Consider the following 16,487-nt stretch of genomic DNA (forward strand, 5'->3'; position numbering starts at 1 on the left):
TTGGAAAAGACGTGCGCCGCGCGCAGGCCCCGGCGACATTGACCGGGACGACCGGGGCCGGTAGGTGGGAGTGATCCGAGGCCAGATGAACGGGCAGAACGCAATCGAATTCGCGCCAATGGGGGATCAGGACCATCTTGCATCGCTGCGGCTGGCGCATTCCGAAATCGATTGCGCGATGCTGAGCGATCTGCGCGCGAGGACCGTTCTTCGCGCGAGTTCGCATATCGATCAGCCGCAGGAGCTGCTCGACGAGCTTGGCCGCGCTGCCGCCATGTTCTTTGGGGATCGTTTCGGCGACCGATGCGAATTCTGCCTGGTCACGCCGTCCCGAACGCTCGTGGCGCGTCGCCTCGGCGCGGACGGCGACACGGCCCTGCTGGTGGTGTTCGCCCCCGATGTCGACCTGGGATGGGCGCGGACAACGACCGCCGAAGCTTGCGGGTATTTCGAGAGTTGAAGCGGTAGCATCGCGTAGGGAAAGGCGGCATTCGTGGACCAGGATCGGATCCTTCGAAACAAGCTGGTGCGACTCTCGGCGGCCGGACGGGCCGATACCACCGGCCGCCTGACATCGCTGCCGGAGGCCGGTCTTTTCGTGATGGTGCTCAGGAAGGTCGACGACATCGTCCTTGCGCGGCGGCTGGTGCTGACGGCACCGGACCGACCCGAGTTTACCTGTGTCGTCGCCAACCGCGCCGTGGTCGCGTTCGGCATGGCCGATGACGCGCTGACAGATCTCGATGTTCACGACACCGACGGGATCGCAGCGTTCTGCGCACGCCTGAAGCAATTCCTCGACGACCTCGACGAGGTGACGTTTCGCGTGGAGGCGCCGCAGCGGGAGGCGCAGACCATTTCCGGCGGGGTGACGGCGAACTTTCTGGCGAGATCATGCGACGAAGCCCTCTATACGGTGACAGAACCCGACCGGCCGCGCGAGGTTGCCAGTTTTCTGGAGCGCAACGGACACCGGCTCACGGCCTGGTGCCAGAGCCTGGCCGGAGTCATCGAAAGCGGCGGAAAACCCTCTGAATTCGAGCCATTGCAGGCGTTTCTTGACAAAATGCACGAAGATCTCCTGAACGGAGACCAGAAACTGGTCGGCGGCGCGTCCGGCAATTTCCTCTTCGTGATCTCGGCCGCAGAAGCGGGATCGGACAGCCTCTTCTTCTCGCGGCATGGCGACGTGCAGCTTGCCTTTGCGGCACCGGAGGATGCCGTGCAGGCGCTGAGCGCAGATTGGCGTGAGTGCTGTCCGGCCTAGCGCTCCCGCCGCGATACCCGCACGCCGTACCCAGACCTGCGGGACGCCGCAGCTTCGGGACGCCGGTCTTCCGAACGACCTGAGACGACAAGCGTCACATCGACAGATTCGTCGCCCCGCCGTCGAGCAGGATGTTCTGCCCGACGATGAACCGCGCCTGCTGCGAACAGAGGAAGGCGCAGGCCGCGCCGAAATCCTCCGGCTGCCCGTAGGCCCGCGCCGGGATCGTGGCGAGCCGCTGCGCCTGCGCCTCCTCCTGCGTGATCCCCTCCTGTTTCGCCACCCCCGCATCGAGGCTCACCGCCCGGTCGGTCGCATGTATCCCCGGCAGAAGGTTGTTGATGGTCACGCCATACGGCGCCACCTGCCGCGAGGTTCCCGCCACATAGCCCGTCAGCCCGGCACGCGCCGAATTGGACAGCCCGAGCACCGGCACCGGCGCCTTCACCGAAACCGAGGTGATATTGACCACCCTGCCCCAGCCGCGGTCGATCATTCCCGGAAGCTGCGCCTTCATCAACGCGATCGGCGCGAGCATGTTGGCGTCGAGCGCCGCTATGAAATCCTCCCGGTCCCAGTCGCTCCAGAGCCCCGGCGGCGGCCCGCCGGCATTGGTGACCAGGATGTCGACATCGCCCGCGGCCGCCAGCACCAGCGCCTGGCCCTCGGCCGTGGTGATGTCCGCTGCCACAGCCGTCACCGGCACGTCTTGCGCCTCCCGGATCGCCGCGGCCGTCTGCTCCAGCGCCTCCGCTCCGCGCGCGTTCAGCACCAGTTCGACGCCCGCCGCGGCCAGCGCTTCGGCGCAGCCGCGCCCGAGCCCTTTCGAGGAGGCCGTCACCAGCGCCCGCTTGCCCGCAATCCCAAGGTCCATGGCAAATTCCTTTCCATTCTTCCGGCCGCCACCCTGCCCCGCCACCCCGAGGTAGGCAAGACCGGCCGGATTGCCCCGGCCCACCGCGCGGGTCCTGCTCCTTGAGGACCTCGGGCCGACGAGGTGATGCCCGATCGCGGCAAGCCGGTCTCGTGGGAACTTGCCCGACAGCCGGCGTCCCCGCCTGCTACCCGTTCGACGGATTGTCGCGAAGGGAGAGGTGTGTCGACACCTGCTGCGGGTCCCGAAGCGCGAGATACCAGGGGTCCCAAGCCAGCGCCTGATCAACAATCTTCCGCACCACGCTTTCGGAGGCGTCGGTCGTGACGTCGATGCTGATGCGCGTCTCCAAGGGAGCCGCCTTTCCCCCGCCGAGCCCGAAGAGGGCGGCATCGTCGAAATCCGTCTCCACGGCCACGTCGACCGCCTCGAAACGGACCCCTTCGCGCGCCGCAAGCATCTTGACGGCCATCGCGACGCAGCCGGCAATGGCGGCACGGGCGAAGAACCCCGGCGACGGACCGGCGCCGTCACCACCCATCGCCCGGCCCAGATCGAGCAGGGACTCGAAATCGCCCTGGGTGACCCGGCAGGCCAGGCCGTCGCCGACGTGGCCGCGGGTGAGGATCGTGCTCCGGGCCTTGCCGGGATCCGATTGCATGCGCGCGATCACGGCAGTCTGCGCTTGCCGAATCCGCGCGTCGCGGTCGGTGTCAACGCTTAGCGGGCTCGTATGCAGAGTCATGGCTCTTTCCTCTCTCTTCAGGCCGCATTGCAGCGGGTGGATTGAACAAGATGATCGGCCAACGCGGCCGCGTCGTCGCCGACCCCGTCGATGAGCGACGATTTGCGGCGGCGCAGGAACGGGAGGCCGAGCACATAGAGCCCCGGCGCAACGATGCCATCCTGATGGGCAAGCCGCCCCTTGCGGTCGAACACCGGCAGGTGAAGCCAGCTGAAATCCGGCTGGAAGCCGGTGGCCCAGAGGATCGTCGAAATCTTTCCCTTCGCCAGGTCGAGCCGGAGCTTCGGGCTGGCGGGGATGCGGGTCGGCGCGAAACGTTCGGGGGATGGAAGTCCGGCGATGCCTGCCTCGGCGGCCCAAGCGTCGAAGCTCGTCAGAGCCCGGTTCATCTTCAGATCGGACAGCATTGCCGCATTAGCCAGCCCCCCGGAAAACAGCGCCTCGTCGCCACGGATTGCGGCCAGGCGGCCGACAAGCTCGATCCCGTTCTTTTGAAGCGCGTTCAGGTCGAGGAATTGTTTACTGGCATCGCCGAAGATTTGCAGCGACGGCACCGCGCGGGCGCGGGCGATATCGTCGACCTCGGCGGTCGTGGTAGACAGAATCCCGGACCGGTCCATCCACCATTGAATGTCGCGCCCGCGATAGTGGCGCGGCATGCGGATGTGCTGACCCGTGGCGAGGACAACCTCGCGGCCGGCTGCACGGATCTCGGAGGCAATCTGGACACCGGAAGCCGAAGCCCCGACCACCAGAACACCACCTTCGGGAAGTTTGGATGGGTTGCGATACTCCAGCGGGCTCAGCTGGGTGATGTGGCCGGGAAGCTCTTCGGCATAAGCGGGGATGCTGGGGCGGTTGCAGGCGCCACTTGCCAGCACGAGATTGCGGCAGGTCCAGTCGCCCTTGTCGGTGGCGACCCGGTATCCGTCGCCTCCTCGGGACACCGAGAGGACGCGGGTCTGCGTCTCAACCGGGGCAGCGATCCGGGCGGCATAGCTATCGAGGAAATCCACGACTCCAGTCATATCCATGAACCCGTTGGGGTCGGACCCCGCCCGGGCGTGGCCCGGCAGGCGGTTCTGCCAGTTGGGGGTCAGCAGACGCAGGCTGTCCCAGCGTTCCGTCCGCCACGAATTGCCGACCTCGCCGCGTTCGAGGAGGACGTGCGGCACCGAGCGTTGTTGCAGGCAATAGCTCATTGCCAGACCGGCCTGCCCGGCGCCGATGATGAGCGTGTCGATCCGTTTCATGGCCCGGCTCCTGTGTGAGAAAGGGAATGGCGCCTGCCGGGGGAGCCCCGGCAGGCGCGGGAGAGCGTCACGCGACGGTGACGGCGACGTTGGTCGGGTTGGTCAGGATGTCGAACACGGCGGAGCGCTTCTGCGACTGGGCGACGATCGCGTTGATGTCGTCCGCGCTGGCGTCGGCGTCGATCTCGAAGGAGACGCGGATCGCGGAGAAACCGTTGCGGATGTCGGGGTCCATGCCGAGGATGCCCTGGACGTCGATATCCCCTTCGACAGTTGCGCGAACCGAACGCAACTGAACGCCGCGATGCTGGGCGACCGCCGCCACGCCGCCGGTCAGGCAACTGGCGAGCGCCGAGAGCACGATCTCGGGCGGTGCCGGGGCACGGTCGGCGGCGGCAAAGACCTCCGGGTGGTCGGACTCGATCGAGAAGGTCCGCTTGCGCGCGTGGGTCTGGCCAAGGCCGAAATAGCCGCCGATCGTGTTGCGGTTGTATGTGCCTTCGATCCAGTCGCAGGTGCTTTTGAACGTGAACTGCGCCGCGGCAGGGGCTTCGGCGAACGCGCCGCGTGCGCCGATGAGGGCTTCGGTGTTGACGCCATTCTTGACGGGGGCGGTGGAAACTTGGGTCATGGTAGGTCCTTTCGGTTTTGTATTTGGGTTTGGATCGGCGACGTCGCGCGACGGCGACCCCGCTGTTGGATGCCGCCCCTGGCGGAGCGGCGTTTGGTTGACGGGATGCGTGAGGCGGCGCCTGAGCGCCGGCATGCGCATCCCGGTGCCGGTGCCTCATCGGCGCCGGCGGTGTCGCGCCGCGAACGGCCGAACAGGGCGAGGCGGGCCGTGAACTCCTTGGCTCCCCTCGCGAAATCGGTCAGTCCGGAGCGCGGGCGGTGATCAGCCAGGACGAACTGTCCATCCAGAGACCGCCTTCGCGCTGCTCCACGCTCTCGAACAGATCGGCGAGCGCGCAGACGATCTCGGCCCGGCGAGCCTCACCGAGGGCGCCGGATTCGCGATAGGTCTCCCCGGCGGGGCCGATGGCGAGCTGGAAACTGACGGCATCCTCGATATCGCGACCGACCTGCACCTTGGCGTCGACGCGGCGGAAGGCGATGTCGGTGAAGCCGGCGGCTTCCATCTTGGCCCGCGTTACAGCTTCGTCGGCCATGGAAAACGGACCGGGGCCGCAGGTCTGCGCGTCCGCTCCGGGAGCGGGCAGGAACTGGCGCACCACGTCACGGGCCGCGATCAGCCACGGGTTGTCTTCCCTCTGGCGCCAGACGATGTGGGCCATGCGGCCGCCGGGTCTGAGGGCACGGCGCATCGTGCGCAATCCCGCGACCGGGTTGGTGAAAAACATCGTGCCGAACCGCGCGAAGACGAAATCGTAATCCGCCCTGCCGAGGTCGCGCTCGGCATCGCGGTTCTCGAAGCGGAGATTGGGAACGAACATGCGGTCCGGTCGGCTCTGCGCGATGTCGAGAAAGGCATCGCAGCAATCGACCCCCAGAACCCGGCCTTCCGGTCCGACGCGTTTGGCGATGGCAACGGCGGTGTCTCCGAAGCCGCAGCCGACATCGAGCACGTAATCGCCGCGGGCGATATCGAGCAGCGGCATCACGGTTTCGCTGTGGCGCGACAGGCCACCTTCGAGGATATGGCGATATTTCACGAATTTGGGCGCCAGCGTGTCGTTCCAGAACTCGACGATCGGCGAAGGCGGCAGGGTTTCCGCATTCGATGCGGTGAAATCTATGTGGAATGTCATGATCGTATCTCCGGGGGTCATATGATTGGGAAGTCAGCGGAAGAGGGTGAGGTATCAGTCGTGCCAGTGGCCCGGCGCATCCCAGTTGGGTCTGTCGGCTTCGCCTGCCGAGTTCTCGGGACGGTTGCCGAGATCGGCCGGCCGATGCGGCGCGGGCAGGCCAAGCCTGCGCCGCTGGGGACGGAGCTCCAGACGATCGCGAAGCCCTATCCGTCGGGCGGAACCTCCACTCATCCGGGCCGCTACTGCGCTGATATTCATCTCCTTTCCTCCTTGGTGCGTCGCGGCGAGGGTTCGTCCGCTCGCCGATGACCAATGGATAGGGAAGAAAGGCGCGGCAAAATACTTCACGCATGAAAGCAAGCCGCTACAAAAAGCGAAGAAACCTGCTACATTATCTGAAGTTCAACTGGGACGGGTCGACCGGATGGAGCTACGATGAACTACAATCAGTTCTGTCCGATCGCGAAGGCGGCGGAAATTCTCGGCGAGCGCTGGACCATCCTGATCCTGAGAGAACTGCTCATGGGCGGGCGGCGGTTCAGCACGCTGCAACGCGGGCTGGGGGACATCTCGCCGGCCCTTCTGACCAAGCGGCTGAAACAACTCGAAGACCACAACATGGTCATCCGACGCCGCATCCCCGGCCAGAAGGGGTACGAATACTTCCCGACCGCAGCCTGCGAAGCGCTCATGCCGGTTCTGTTCGCGCTCGGGGAGTGGGGGATCATCTGGGCGAAGAACACGATCCTCGATCAGGATTTCGATGTGGAGTTCCTGATGCTCTACCTCGAACGCAGCATCGACCGCGAAAAGATCAAGGGACAGGAGACGGTCATCAAGTTCCGGTTCCCGGACCTGAGCGAACAGCGTGACTGGTGGCTGGTCGTGAGCCCGGAAAAGTCCGAAGTCTGCATCAAGGATCCGGGCAAGGACATCGACGTCTACTTCAACTGTTCGGTCAAGACCCTGTCGAATATATGGATGGGCGACCGAACCTATCGCGACGCCATCCGGGACGGCGACCTGATCATGGATGGGGACCCAAGCCTGACCCGTACCGTGACAACCTGGCTGAGGCCGGGAATCTTTGCCAATTCACCCCGTGAGGCTGTGGCCGGTTGACGTGCTGAAGGCAGACGCAGCGGATTGGCGGTCGCGCGCCTGCGGCTGTGGTTGTCAGCCCGCGGCCAAGGATTGCTCGGGCGTCTCGATCCGGGTGAGCACCGCGTCGGTCACGGCGCGCGTGCCCATGTCGCCGCCGAATTCCATCGGCCTCAGTTGCCTGGCGGCAAAGCCGGCCTCGACGGCCATGTCGATTGCGCCGCCCGCCGCCGCATAGGCGGCGATGCCCGTCTTCTCGGCGAGGTAGTCGAGCATCAGGGCCGCGCTGAGGATCGCGGCCAACGGATTCGCCTCATCCCGGCCCATGATGTCCGGCGCGCTGCCATGCGCCGGCTGGAACAGGCCGGTCTCGTCGCCGATCTCGCCGCAGGCCGCCATTCCCATGCCACCCACGAGCCCGCCCGCCAGATCGGACAGGATGTCGCCGAACATGTTCTCCATCACCAGGATGTCGAAATCCCACGGCCGCCGGACCAGGTCCAGCGCCTGCGCATCGACATAGTTATAGCCGATCTCGGCATCGGGATGCTCGGCCGCCACCTCGCCGAAGATCTTCCGGAAGAACGCCATCGAGGTGAAGACATTTGCCTTGTCGACGCAGGTCAGCCGCGCCCGCTTGCCCTGCGCCAGGCGCTTCCCGGCGAGGCGGAAGGCAAAGCGGTGCAGCCGCTCGGTCGTCGCCCGCGTGATCCGCAAGGTCTCCCGAACCTCCTCGTCCCCGATCACCTGCGCCCGCCCGTGAGCGGCGGCGGAATAGAACAGGCCCTCGGTGCTCTCGCGCAAGATCACCAGATCGATCTTCGCGGCGCGCGGATCGGCCAGTCGCTGCGGCGCGTTGGGATAGGCCTTGACCGGCCGGATCCCGGCGTAGAGCCCGTAGCGATCGCGCAGTCGAAGATGCGGCGAGATCTCGGTGCCATCCGGATGACGGATCTCCGGCAGTCCGATGGCCCCGAGAAAGATCGCGTCGGCATTGCCCGCCCGTACCTCGCCGCCGGGCTCGATGTCCCGGCCGGTCTCCCGGAAGTAGCCGGCTCCGGCGCGGATCTCGTCGAAATCGAGCGCCGGCGCACCGGCCTGCCGGCAGGCCGCCTCAGCCACCAGCATCGCCGCCTCGGAAACGTCGACGCCAATTCCGTCGCCCTTGATCAGCGCTATGCGTGCCCCGGTCGTCGCTTGCCGCGGTCCTCCCCGCAGCTGGTCACGCGCGGTCATCTCGGGATCTCCGCGATCGGGCCGGGGTCGAGCCGGCTGATGTGATCGGCCGCACCGCAAGCGAAATAGTCGCGGACAAGTGGATCATGCCCCGGGATGATCAGATCCGGACGGCTGGCAAGACGCAGGAGCGTGTCGAATCCGTCGAGCATGTCCTGGAGATCGACGACGATCGGGAATGGTTTTCGTGCGAAGACATTCTCGTAGTAATGCGTCGCATCCGAGGCGAGCACCATCCAGCCGGAACGCGTCCGCACCCGTACCGACTGTAGGCCGCGGCTGTGCCCGCCGATCCGGTGAACGGTCACGCCTTCGGCAATCTCGGCCGCGCCCTCGTGGAACACCACCTTTCCGGCGTAGAGCCTGCGCACGGCCTCGCAGACATGACCGGCCGAGAACGGCATGCGGAGCGTGTCGTGGCACATGCAGGGACCGGTGGCATAGGCCATCTCGGCCGCTTGCATGTGAAGGGTCGCGTTGGGGAAGAGATGCAGCCCGCCTGCGTGATCGTAGTGCAGATGCGTCACGATCACCTGCCCGATATCCTCCGGCGTCACGCCAAGCGGCGCGAGAGCGCTGCGCGGATCGAGCCGTATCGGCCGGTCCCGCGATGCCGCCTCGGCATCGTCATACCCGGTATCGACCAGGATAACCTCGTCGCCCTTGCGCAGGAGCCACATGAAATAGTCCATCGCATGTGGTGCGTCGTGATTGTCGTCGAAAATGAAGCTGTCGCCCCGGACCCGTGCATTGCGGTCCGCGTATTTGACGGCATGGACCTCCCATTCGCTCATGACCTCACCTCCGAGAAGCAACTGACGCTCTTGTGCGCAACCATATCCGAGATGGCGCGATCGAAGTCATTGAAATGTGCCGACTGGAGATGCACCTCGAAAGCCGCTCTGTCGTCATAGAGCTCATAGAGAAAAACGATGCCGGGGCTGCCCGGGTCGCTGCAGATGTCGAACCGCCGGCAGCCGGGTTCCTCCGCCAGGCTCGTGCGCGCGTTCTGCTCCATGAGAGGCATGAATTCTGCCATGCGGCCCGGCCGCAGCGTGAAGGAAACGGTGACGGCATACATCAGGCCGCCCTCCCCCGCAGGCGCCCGAAGGCGCGCTGGACGGCGGGGATCTGGCTCAGGATCAGGGCGGCGTTCAGCGCCAGAAGGATCGCGGCGCCGGGGCGCGAGGCGAAGACCGTCAGGTCGCCGTCCGAGAGGAAGAGCGAGCGGCGGAAGGTCTCGTCGAACAGCCCACCCAGGATAACCCCGATCACCAGCGGCGCGATCGGGAAGGCCAGCATGTTCATGAAATAGGCCACGAATCCCACGCCGAGCATCAGGTAGAGATCGTTGATCCCGCCACCGACGCTGAAGGAGCCGATGGTGGTCAGCACCAGCACCACCGGCAGGAACACGGTCTGCGGGATCCGCAGGATGCGGATGAAGACACGCGCCGTGAAGAGCCCCATCAGGAACATGGTGAGCGATGCCATGACCAGGATCGCCACGACGCGCAGGATGATCGCCGGATCGATAGTCGGCCCCGGAATCACGTTGTTGATCATGAAGGCGCCCATCAGCGCGGCCGCGGGTGGCGATCCGGGGATACCCAGAACCAGCAACGGGATGAGCGCGCCGCCGATGCAGGCGTTGTTCGCCGTCTCCGCCGAGAGCAGCCCCTCGATCGACCCCTTTCCGAATTTTCCGCCGTCCTTCGAGACGGTTTTCCCGACGCCGTAGCTCACCCATCCGGCGACATCCTCGCCGACACCCGGCAGGGCACCCACGCCGGTGCCGATGACGCCGGAGCGGGTGATCGTCGGCAGGTATCGCCGGATCGAGGCGAGACTGGGCACGATCCGGTCGGTGAACTGCGTCAGTTTCCCGACCTCGGCATGCCTTAGGCCGTCGATGACCTGCGGCACGGCAAAGGCGCCCATCAGGACTGGCACGACCTGGAAGCCGGACATCATGTAGGACCAGCCGAAGGTGTAGCGCGGCTCGGAGAGCAGCGGGTCGAGGCCGACCATCGCCATCGCCAGCCCGATCAGTCCGGCGATCCAGCCTTTGATCACCAGGTCCTCGCTCATGAGCGTTCCCGAAAGGAGGATTCCAAAGAGCGCCAGCAGCGCCTTTTCCGGGCTGGCAATGTTCTTCGAGATCAGCAGCAGGACCCAGACGAAGATCAGTAGCGCGAAGGTGCCGATCAGAGTGCCGATGAAGCTGGCCGTCGTGGTCAGGCCGAGCGCCTCGCCGCCGCGCCCCGCCTTGGCGAGGGGATGGCCGTCCATCGCGGTCGCGGCGCTGGCCGCGGTGCCCGGGATGTTGAGCAGGATCGACGGGTAGGAACCGCCATAGATCGCCCCGACATAGGCGCCGAGCAGCGCGATCAACGAATAGTCGAGCGGGATCTTGTTGCCGAAGAACCCCGTCAGAATGGTTACCGCGAGCGTAGCCGTCAGGCCCGGCAGGGCACCGAACATGATGCCGAGGAAGACGGACGTCACGAGGTAGAGATAGGTGAGCGGATCGACCACCAGCGCGGCGAATGCGCCGCCGAAACCGGCAAGTTGGGACAGCACGAAATCCACGTCATTCCCTCCAGAGCGGCCGCAGCGTCACGTAGTAGTGGTATTCGATCTGCGAAAAGATCAGCCCGCCGCGGTTCGGCACGTTCTGCCGGAACCCGAAGGCCATGGCGCAGACCAGGATCAGCGGCGCCCCCACCGCGATCAGCGGCGTGATCCGCATCACCCGGTCATCCCGCCCCGTCAGAAGCATCCAGCCGGTCAGCCCGACCCAGAGCAGCAGCGCGATCCAGTCGTCGTCATGCGCCTGCCACTCCGATTGCGGGAAATGCAGCAGAAGCGATGCGGCCCCCGCGGTGGCCACGATCAGCATCGCGAGCTTCATCCGGGCCGGCCTTCCGGCATGGTAGCCATAGATCAGCGCGGTGATCAGCAGCCCCGACGAAATGATGAAATCGACGCGCGGCACCAGCGCCACGATGTAGAAGAAGAAGATGACGGCGAGAGTGCCGAAGCGAAGTGCCTCGGCCGGGCTCCAGCCGAGCCCGACGGCACTCAGCGCGTGCCTCGCGCCGCCATCCCGGATCGAAATCAGCATCAGCACGCCGGACAGGACCAGCATGAGGAAGAAGATTCCGAGCGGCACGATCGCGGCAGAGTTGAACCACTCGACCCCCTTCACGCCGCCCTGGGTGGAGCTGAACAGCGGGATGTCCGATGTGCGCCACAGAAAGAAGACGGACAGCGCCATGAGCACCAGAGATGCCCAGAAATCGCGGGCGCGCATCACTGTCCTGTCGTTTTCTTTGTCCAACGCGTGCCCTCCCCGGCCTTGTCCGGGAGTGCCAGGCGGCCTCCCGGACATCTGTCACTGTCCTGCCTTGTATCAGGGTTTCTCGATCCCGAGCGACGCCGGATCAACGGTCGCCACGCCGAGGTCCTGCAGCGTGTAGGCGAAGTTGCTCTCGAGGTTGGAGAACAGGGCCTGCGCCTCCTCGCCGGACTGTCCGCCGATGTCGTAGTGGTTGGCCGCGGCCCATTCCGCGACGGCCTCTCCCGCCATGGCGGCATCGAAGGCTTCCGTCAGCTTTGCCTTCACCTCGTCGGAGGCGGAGTTGTGGACGGCAAAGCCGATCGCCTGTTTCAGCGGCAGATAGGCATCGAGCCCGTCATAGATGTCGAAGGCCGAGGGCACGGTGATGCCGGCGATCTCGGCGCTCTGCGGCGTGAGCATGGCGAGCGGCTTCAGCTCACCGCCCTCGATCAGCGGCGCCTGTTCGGCCAGCGACGTCACGACGAGCGCGACCTCGCCCGCAATCGCGGCCTCCTGTCCCGGCGCCGAGCCCTTGTATGGCACGAACTTAAACTCCGCGCCCGCACCGTTCTCGATCGCCAGCAGGTTCAGGTGGTGGATCGAGCCGGCCCCGGAAGCTGCCGCCGGAATGGTTCCCGGCGCCGCCTTCGCGGCATCGACCAGTTCCTCGAGCGTCGCGTAGGAGCTGTTTGCAGGCACCGAGATGAGATCGGGCGAGCCGCCGACGATGAACGGGTACCAGAAGTCGAACTTCTTGTCCCAGCCGCCCTGCACTGCTGCGGTGACGTTGGATTCCGAAAGCCCGACCAGCGTGTAGCCGTCATCGGGCTGGTTCATCACATAGACCATGCCGTTGGAGCCTGCGACTCCGCCAGTCTGGTTGATGACGTTGATCGACACGGGAAGGTGTTTCTCCATCTCTGCCATGATCATGCGGTTGATCGTGTCGGTGCCGCCCCCGGCGCCCCAGACCACTGCCGTCGTTATGTCCCGATAGGGGTATTCCTGGGCCGCAGTCATCGTCGCGGCTCCCGCAATCACCATCGCGGCCCCTGCGAATGTTCCAAGCAAAGTCTTCATCAACGCCTCCTCCTGGCAGTTGTGTGCTCCTTGTTGCATATTTTTGCGTATGCATTAATGTGCATTTTGTCAACGACAGATTGCAACCGGAAGAAAATGCCGCAATGACTCTGGAAGAGAGCCGCGCAATGCCGGAGACAGCGGAGGGCAGGATTGAAGACGGGAATTGGTCGAGCCGGAGCGCGGCATGACGGGCGCTGAGACCCTGCGCGTCGCCTGTGTCGGCGCGGGCTATTTCAGCCAGTTCCAATACGAGAGCTGGGCGCGGATCGACCGGGTTGTGCTTGTCGGGTCCTGCAACCGAAATATCGACAAGGCCCGCCGGACCGGGTTTCCGGCCTACAGCGACCTTGACCTGATGATCCGGGAGACCCGGCCGGACCTGCTCGACATCATCCTGCCGCCGGTCGTTCATGCGGCCACGATCCGCACCGCACTCGCCGCCGGAGTAAAGACCCTCATATGCCAGAAACCCTTCTGCAACGACATCGACGAGGCGCAGCGGATGATTGCGGAGGCTGACGCCGCCGGTGCGCGGATCGTGATCCACGAGAATTTCCGTTTCCAGCCCTGGTATCGCCGCATCCGAGCGGCGATCGAAGCGGGGGCGGTCGGAGCGCTGCAACAGGTTTCATTCCGGCTGCGCCCGGGCGACGGCCAGGGACCGGACGCCTATCTCGACCGGCAACCCTATTTCCGGACGATGGAACGTTTCCTCGTGCGAGAGACCGGCATTCACTGGGTCGACACGTTCCGGTATCTGCTCGGCGATCCGCTCTCGGTCTATGCCGACCTCCGCCAGGTCAACCCGGCAATCGCGGGCGAGGATGCCGGATATGTGCTCTTCGAGCACCCGGGCGCGGTGCGGGCGCTATTTGACGGCAACCGCTGCCTCGACCACGACGCGAAGGATCTTCGCCGCACGATGGGCGAGGCGCTGGTGGAAGGTACCGATGGCACGATCAGCCTGACGGGCGACGGCGCCGTGACGCTGCGCCGCTTCGGCGGGTCGGAGATGGTCGAGTTGCTGCCCCCCGACCGGACAGAAGGCTTTGGCGGCGACTGCGTCCATGCCTTGCAGAGCCATGTCGTATCGGGTCTCCTCGACGGCACGGCACTGGAGAACCCGGCTCAGGACTACTTGACGGTGATGCGGATCGAGCAGGCGATCTACGAATCCGCACGCACGGGACGAAAGATCGCCCTGGAGGCCATGTGATGTCACGAGCGGAAAAACCGGTTTCGAACACGGAACGCGCAATCGAGGAACTGCGCCGGCTGGTTTTCTCCGGCGAATTGCCAGCCGGATCCGATCACCTCGAAAGCGAACTCGCCGACCGGCTCGGCATGTCGCGAACGCCGGTTCGCGAAGCCGCCCGGACGCTCGAAAGCCAGGGGTTGCTGGAACTGCGGGCTCGCAAGGGGGTGCGCATCCTGCCGGTGTCGCTGGAAGACATGCGGGAAATCTACGACGTCCTGACCGAGCTGGAGAGCCTCGCGGCCGAACGCGCCGCCGAGCGCCGGTATTCGAAGGAGGAACTGGCGGATCTGGAAAACACAATCACGGACATGAACCGGGCGCTCGAGGCTGCCGATCTCGAGGCCTGGGCGGAGGCCGACAACCGGTTCCATGCCGAACTCGTCCGTCTCGGCGGCAATTCCCGGATCATGGCGATCACGGCGATGATGAGCGACCAGGTGCGGCGCGCGCGGGCGGTGACGCTCTTCATGCGCCCCATGCCGGTGCAGTCGAACCTCGATCACCAGGGCGTCTTCGAGGCGATCCAGCGCGGCGACGCGGAAGCCGCCCACGACCTGCACCGGGCGCACCGGCAGCGGGCGCGCGACATGATCCTCTCGCTGCTTGAGCGGCACCGGCTGCGCCAGCTCTAGCCCGCGTCGACACTCGGCCGGTGGAACCCGCCGCGCTGCGCAACCGCCCCGGCCCCCTGCAGGTTTCCGGCCCGCAGGCAGGCATCCACGCTCCCACCGGCAAGCCAGGCGCTTATGAAACCCGCGTTGAACGCGTCCCCCGCCCCTGTCGTGTCCACGACCTCGACCGGTTGCGCCGGCGCGTGAACCTGCCGCCCGTCGACCAGCGCCGTCGCGCCGCCGGGTCCCTGCTTGATCGCAGTCAGCGGGAACCGGGACTCGGGCACGCCGATATCGCGCAGATGCGCCACTTCGGCGTCATTGGGCAGGAAGAGGTCGACACTGGCGACGGCGTCGGCGATGTCCGCGGCGGCAAGGCTGTCATCCCAGCTGCAATCGAGCGAGATCGTCGCCCCGGCGCTCCGGGCAATGCGGACGATCTCCGGGCGCTCGATCAGCGTGGCCAATTCGCCGATATGGACATGGGCGGCGCCGATCCCGGTCAGGTCACCGGCCTCCAGCGGCGGGAAGGCCGGGCCGGATCGCCGGGTGACGAAGGCGCGGTCGCCCTTCCCGGCAAGAGCGACGGTCACTTGCGGCGCGTCGCCCGCCGGCTGTGTTCCACACAACCGCAGGTCGATCCCGGCCTCTTCCAGATCGTCCGAAAGGATCTGCCCGAATGGTTGCGGTGGCAACATCGCCGACAAGGCCGAGACATGGCCGAGCGCTGCTAGATGCGCCGCGGTGATGAACGCACCGCCGCCGGCATGGACACCAAAGCCGCCGGCATAGATCTCGGTTCCCATCGTCGGCATGCGCGGCAGGTCGGTAAAGATCAGGTCGCAATAGAGGCGCCCGACGCACAGAACCACCGGCCGGTTCGTCACGCGAGCGCCTCGCCGGTCTGGGCGTCGAAGACATGCATGGTCTCGGTGGCCGCGCCGAGCCGGACGATCTCGCCGACTGCCGGGGGCGTGCGGCCGTCCGCCTTGGCAATCACGTCGCCGCTCGACGTTCCGACATAGATGAGCGTTTCGTGCCCGAGCGGCTCGCGCACATTGACCGCGCCTTCGATGACCGCGCTCCCCTGCCCCGGATGCAGGTCTTCGGGACGAATGCCGAGGATGACCTCGCGGCCCTCGGGAAGGTCGCGCCCGAAGCCCAGCGACCCGCCCGTCGAGAGGTCGATCCTGCCGCCGTCTGTCACCCTGCCCGGAAGCATGTTCATCGAGGGCGCACCGATGAACTGGGCCACGAAGGTGTTCGCGGGCTGGTGATAGACCTCGGACGGCGTGCCGACCTGCTGGATGTGACCGTCCTTCATGATGACGATCCGGTCCGCCATGGTCATTGCCTCGACCTGGTCGTGGGTCACGAAGACGATGGTGGAGCCGACGCGCTGGTGCAGCTTCTTGATCTCGAGCCGCATCTGCGTGCGCAACTGCGCGTCAAGGTTCGAGAGCGGCTCGTCGAACAGGAAGACGGCCGGGTCGCGGACCATCGCGCGCCCGATGGCAACGCGCTGCCGCTGCCCGCCGGAGAGCTGGCTGGGCTTGCGGTCGAGATACTCCGTCATGCCGAGAAGTTCGGCGACGCTTTCGATCCGCCTTTCCTTCTCGGGCTTCGGAGCCTTGGAGCTTCGCAGGCCGAAGCCGATATTCTTGCGCACGGTCATGTGCGGGTAGATCGCGTAGTTCTGGAACACCATCGCGATGTCGCGATCCTTGGGCTCGAGATTGTTCACCACCCTGCCGGCGATCTCGATGCTGCCGGATGTGACCTCCTCAAGGCCGGCCACCAGGCGCAGAGTCGTCGACTTGCCACAGCCGGACGGGCCGACGAAGACGACGAACTCGCCGTCCTCGACCTCGAGGTTGATGCTGTGGAGAACCTCCGTCTTGTCATAGGTTTTCACGAGGTCTCGAATGACGAGATTGGCCACGG

General features: G+C 65.7%; 19 protein-coding genes. 5 read left to right on the plus strand and 14 right to left on the minus strand.

Annotation, left to right across the window (positions count from 1 at the left end):
• The first annotated feature begins 85 nt into the window (after positions 1-85).
• A complete protein-coding gene (locus tag EU800_RS05210; protein ID WP_129629265.1) occupies positions 86-460 on the plus strand; it encodes a hypothetical protein in 375 nt (124 codons plus the stop codon).
• Between the two features lie 33 nt (positions 461-493).
• Positions 494-1,267 (plus strand): hypothetical protein, encoded by a 774-nt coding sequence (locus EU800_RS05215; RefSeq protein ID WP_129629267.1) that lies wholly within the window; start codon positions 494-496, stop codon positions 1,265-1,267.
• Between the two features lie 94 nt (positions 1,268-1,361).
• Here the strand turns inward: EU800_RS05215 and EU800_RS05220 are convergent, their stop codons facing one another.
• From EU800_RS05220 to EU800_RS05245, 6 genes are all read right to left on the minus strand, one after another.
• A complete protein-coding gene (locus EU800_RS05220) occupies positions 1,362-2,141 on the minus strand; it encodes an SDR family oxidoreductase (protein ID WP_129629269.1) in 780 nt (259 codons plus the stop codon).
• 187 nt (positions 2,142-2,328) lie between these two features.
• A complete protein-coding gene (locus tag EU800_RS05225; RefSeq protein WP_129629271.1) occupies positions 2,329-2,886 on the minus strand; it encodes an OsmC family protein in 558 nt (185 codons plus the stop codon).
• A 17-nt stretch (positions 2,887-2,903) separates the two neighbouring features.
• Positions 2,904-4,139, minus strand: a complete 1,236-nt coding sequence (locus tag EU800_RS05230) for an NAD(P)-binding domain-containing protein (protein WP_129629273.1) — start codon at positions 4,137-4,139, stop codon at positions 2,904-2,906.
• Between the two features lie 67 nt (positions 4,140-4,206).
• The gene (locus EU800_RS05235) at positions 4,207-4,770 is read right to left on the minus strand and encodes an OsmC family protein (protein ID WP_129629275.1); all 564 of its coding nucleotides are present in this window, start codon (positions 4,768-4,770) and stop codon (positions 4,207-4,209) included.
• A gap of 241 nt (positions 4,771-5,011) precedes the next feature.
• Positions 5,012-5,908: a class I SAM-dependent methyltransferase gene (locus EU800_RS05240; protein WP_129629277.1), complete on the minus strand. Its 897-nt coding sequence runs from the start codon at positions 5,906-5,908 to the stop codon at positions 5,012-5,014.
• Positions 5,909-5,962: 54 nt separating this feature from the next.
• Positions 5,963-6,169: a hypothetical protein gene (locus tag EU800_RS05245; RefSeq protein WP_129629279.1), complete on the minus strand. Its 207-nt coding sequence runs from the start codon at positions 6,167-6,169 to the stop codon at positions 5,963-5,965.
• A gap of 177 nt (positions 6,170-6,346) precedes the next feature.
• Between EU800_RS05245 and EU800_RS05250 the strand changes: the two genes are divergently transcribed.
• The gene (locus EU800_RS05250; protein ID WP_129629281.1) at positions 6,347-7,033 is read left to right on the plus strand and encodes a winged helix-turn-helix transcriptional regulator; all 687 of its coding nucleotides are present in this window, start codon (positions 6,347-6,349) and stop codon (positions 7,031-7,033) included.
• Between the two features lie 54 nt (positions 7,034-7,087).
• Here EU800_RS05250 and EU800_RS05255 read toward each other — a convergent pair whose 3' ends face one another.
• From EU800_RS05255 to EU800_RS05280, 6 genes are all read right to left on the minus strand, one after another.
• Complete coding sequence (locus EU800_RS05255; RefSeq protein ID WP_129629283.1) at positions 7,088-8,248, minus strand: isocitrate/isopropylmalate dehydrogenase family protein; 1,161 nt, start codon at positions 8,246-8,248, stop codon at positions 7,088-7,090.
• Complete coding sequence (locus EU800_RS05260; RefSeq protein ID WP_129629285.1) at positions 8,245-9,042, minus strand: N-acyl homoserine lactonase family protein; 798 nt, start codon at positions 9,040-9,042, stop codon at positions 8,245-8,247. Before EU800_RS05260 ends, EU800_RS05255 begins: the two co-directional genes overlap by 4 nt.
• Positions 9,039-9,329 carry a putative quinol monooxygenase gene (locus EU800_RS05265; protein ID WP_129629287.1) on the minus strand — a complete coding sequence of 97 codons (291 nt, stop codon included), beginning with the start codon at positions 9,327-9,329 and terminating at the stop codon, positions 9,039-9,041. Before EU800_RS05265 ends, EU800_RS05260 begins: the two co-directional genes overlap by 4 nt.
• A complete protein-coding gene (locus tag EU800_RS05270) occupies positions 9,329-10,840 on the minus strand; it encodes a tripartite tricarboxylate transporter permease (protein ID WP_129629288.1) in 1,512 nt (503 codons plus the stop codon). The genes EU800_RS05265 and EU800_RS05270 overlap by 1 nt, the downstream gene beginning before the upstream one ends.
• A 1-nt stretch (position 10,841) precedes the next feature.
• A complete protein-coding gene (locus tag EU800_RS05275) occupies positions 10,842-11,591 on the minus strand; it encodes a hypothetical protein (protein WP_242500405.1) in 750 nt (249 codons plus the stop codon).
• A 72-nt stretch (positions 11,592-11,663) separates the two neighbouring features.
• Complete coding sequence (locus EU800_RS05280; protein ID WP_207209853.1) at positions 11,664-12,671, minus strand: tripartite tricarboxylate transporter substrate binding protein; 1,008 nt, start codon at positions 12,669-12,671, stop codon at positions 11,664-11,666.
• Positions 12,672-12,858: 187 nt separating this feature from the next.
• Between EU800_RS05280 and EU800_RS05285 the strand changes: the two genes are divergently transcribed.
• Both EU800_RS05285 and EU800_RS05290 read left to right on the plus strand, forming a co-directional pair.
• A complete protein-coding gene (locus EU800_RS05285) occupies positions 12,859-13,890 on the plus strand; it encodes a Gfo/Idh/MocA family protein (protein WP_129629290.1) in 1,032 nt (343 codons plus the stop codon).
• Positions 13,890-14,564 (plus strand): GntR family transcriptional regulator, encoded by a 675-nt coding sequence (locus EU800_RS05290; protein ID WP_129629292.1) that lies wholly within the window; start codon positions 13,890-13,892, stop codon positions 14,562-14,564. Before EU800_RS05285 ends, EU800_RS05290 begins: the two co-directional genes overlap by 1 nt.
• Here the strand turns inward: EU800_RS05290 and EU800_RS05295 are convergent.
• The gene (locus EU800_RS05295; RefSeq protein ID WP_129629294.1) at positions 14,561-15,430 is read right to left on the minus strand and encodes a carbohydrate kinase family protein; all 870 of its coding nucleotides are present in this window, start codon (positions 15,428-15,430) and stop codon (positions 14,561-14,563) included. The genes EU800_RS05290 and EU800_RS05295 overlap by 4 nt on opposite strands.
• Complete coding sequence (locus tag EU800_RS05300) at positions 15,427-16,485, minus strand: ABC transporter ATP-binding protein (RefSeq protein ID WP_129629296.1); 1,059 nt, start codon at positions 16,483-16,485, stop codon at positions 15,427-15,429. The genes EU800_RS05295 and EU800_RS05300 overlap by 4 nt, the downstream gene beginning before the upstream one ends.
• Positions 16,486-16,487: the final 2 nt, after the last annotated feature.

The sequence above is a fragment of the Tropicimonas sp. IMCC6043 genome (assembly GCF_004146235.1).
Classification (GTDB): Bacteria; Pseudomonadota; Alphaproteobacteria; order Rhodobacterales; family Rhodobacteraceae; genus Tropicimonas.

Excerpts from the sequence above, each read along its gene's own strand:
- EU800_RS05210 (WP_129629265.1), top strand. The coding sequence starts at position 86 with ATGAACGGGCAGAACGCAATCGAATTCGCGCCAATGGGGGATCAGGAC.
- EU800_RS05220 (WP_129629269.1), bottom strand. The coding sequence starts at position 2,141 with ATGGACCTTGGGATTGCGGGCAAGCGGGCGCTGGTGACGGCCTCCTCG.
- EU800_RS05225 (WP_129629271.1), bottom strand. The coding sequence starts at position 2,886 with ATGACTCTGCATACGAGCCCGCTAAGCGTTGACACCGACCGCGACGCG.
- EU800_RS05230 (WP_129629273.1), bottom strand. The coding sequence starts at position 4,139 with ATGAAACGGATCGACACGCTCATCATCGGCGCCGGGCAGGCCGGTCTG.
- EU800_RS05235 (WP_129629275.1), bottom strand. The coding sequence starts at position 4,770 with ATGACCCAAGTTTCCACCGCCCCCGTCAAGAATGGCGTCAACACCGAA.
- EU800_RS05240 (WP_129629277.1), bottom strand. The coding sequence starts at position 5,908 with ATGACATTCCACATAGATTTCACCGCATCGAATGCGGAAACCCTGCCG.
- EU800_RS05245 (WP_129629279.1), bottom strand. The coding sequence starts at position 6,169 with ATGAATATCAGCGCAGTAGCGGCCCGGATGAGTGGAGGTTCCGCCCGA.
- EU800_RS05250 (WP_129629281.1), top strand. The coding sequence starts at position 6,347 with ATGAACTACAATCAGTTCTGTCCGATCGCGAAGGCGGCGGAAATTCTC.
- EU800_RS05255 (WP_129629283.1), bottom strand. The coding sequence starts at position 8,248 with ATGACCGCGCGTGACCAGCTGCGGGGAGGACCGCGGCAAGCGACGACC.
- EU800_RS05260 (WP_129629285.1), bottom strand. The coding sequence starts at position 9,042 with ATGAGCGAATGGGAGGTCCATGCCGTCAAATACGCGGACCGCAATGCA.
- EU800_RS05265 (WP_129629287.1), bottom strand. The coding sequence starts at position 9,329 with ATGTATGCCGTCACCGTTTCCTTCACGCTGCGGCCGGGCCGCATGGCA.
- EU800_RS05280 (WP_207209853.1), bottom strand. The coding sequence starts at position 12,671 with ATGAAGACTTTGCTTGGAACATTCGCAGGGGCCGCGATGGTGATTGCG.
- EU800_RS05285 (WP_129629290.1), top strand. The coding sequence starts at position 12,859 with ATGACGGGCGCTGAGACCCTGCGCGTCGCCTGTGTCGGCGCGGGCTAT.
- EU800_RS05290 (WP_129629292.1), top strand. The coding sequence starts at position 13,890 with ATGTCACGAGCGGAAAAACCGGTTTCGAACACGGAACGCGCAATCGAG.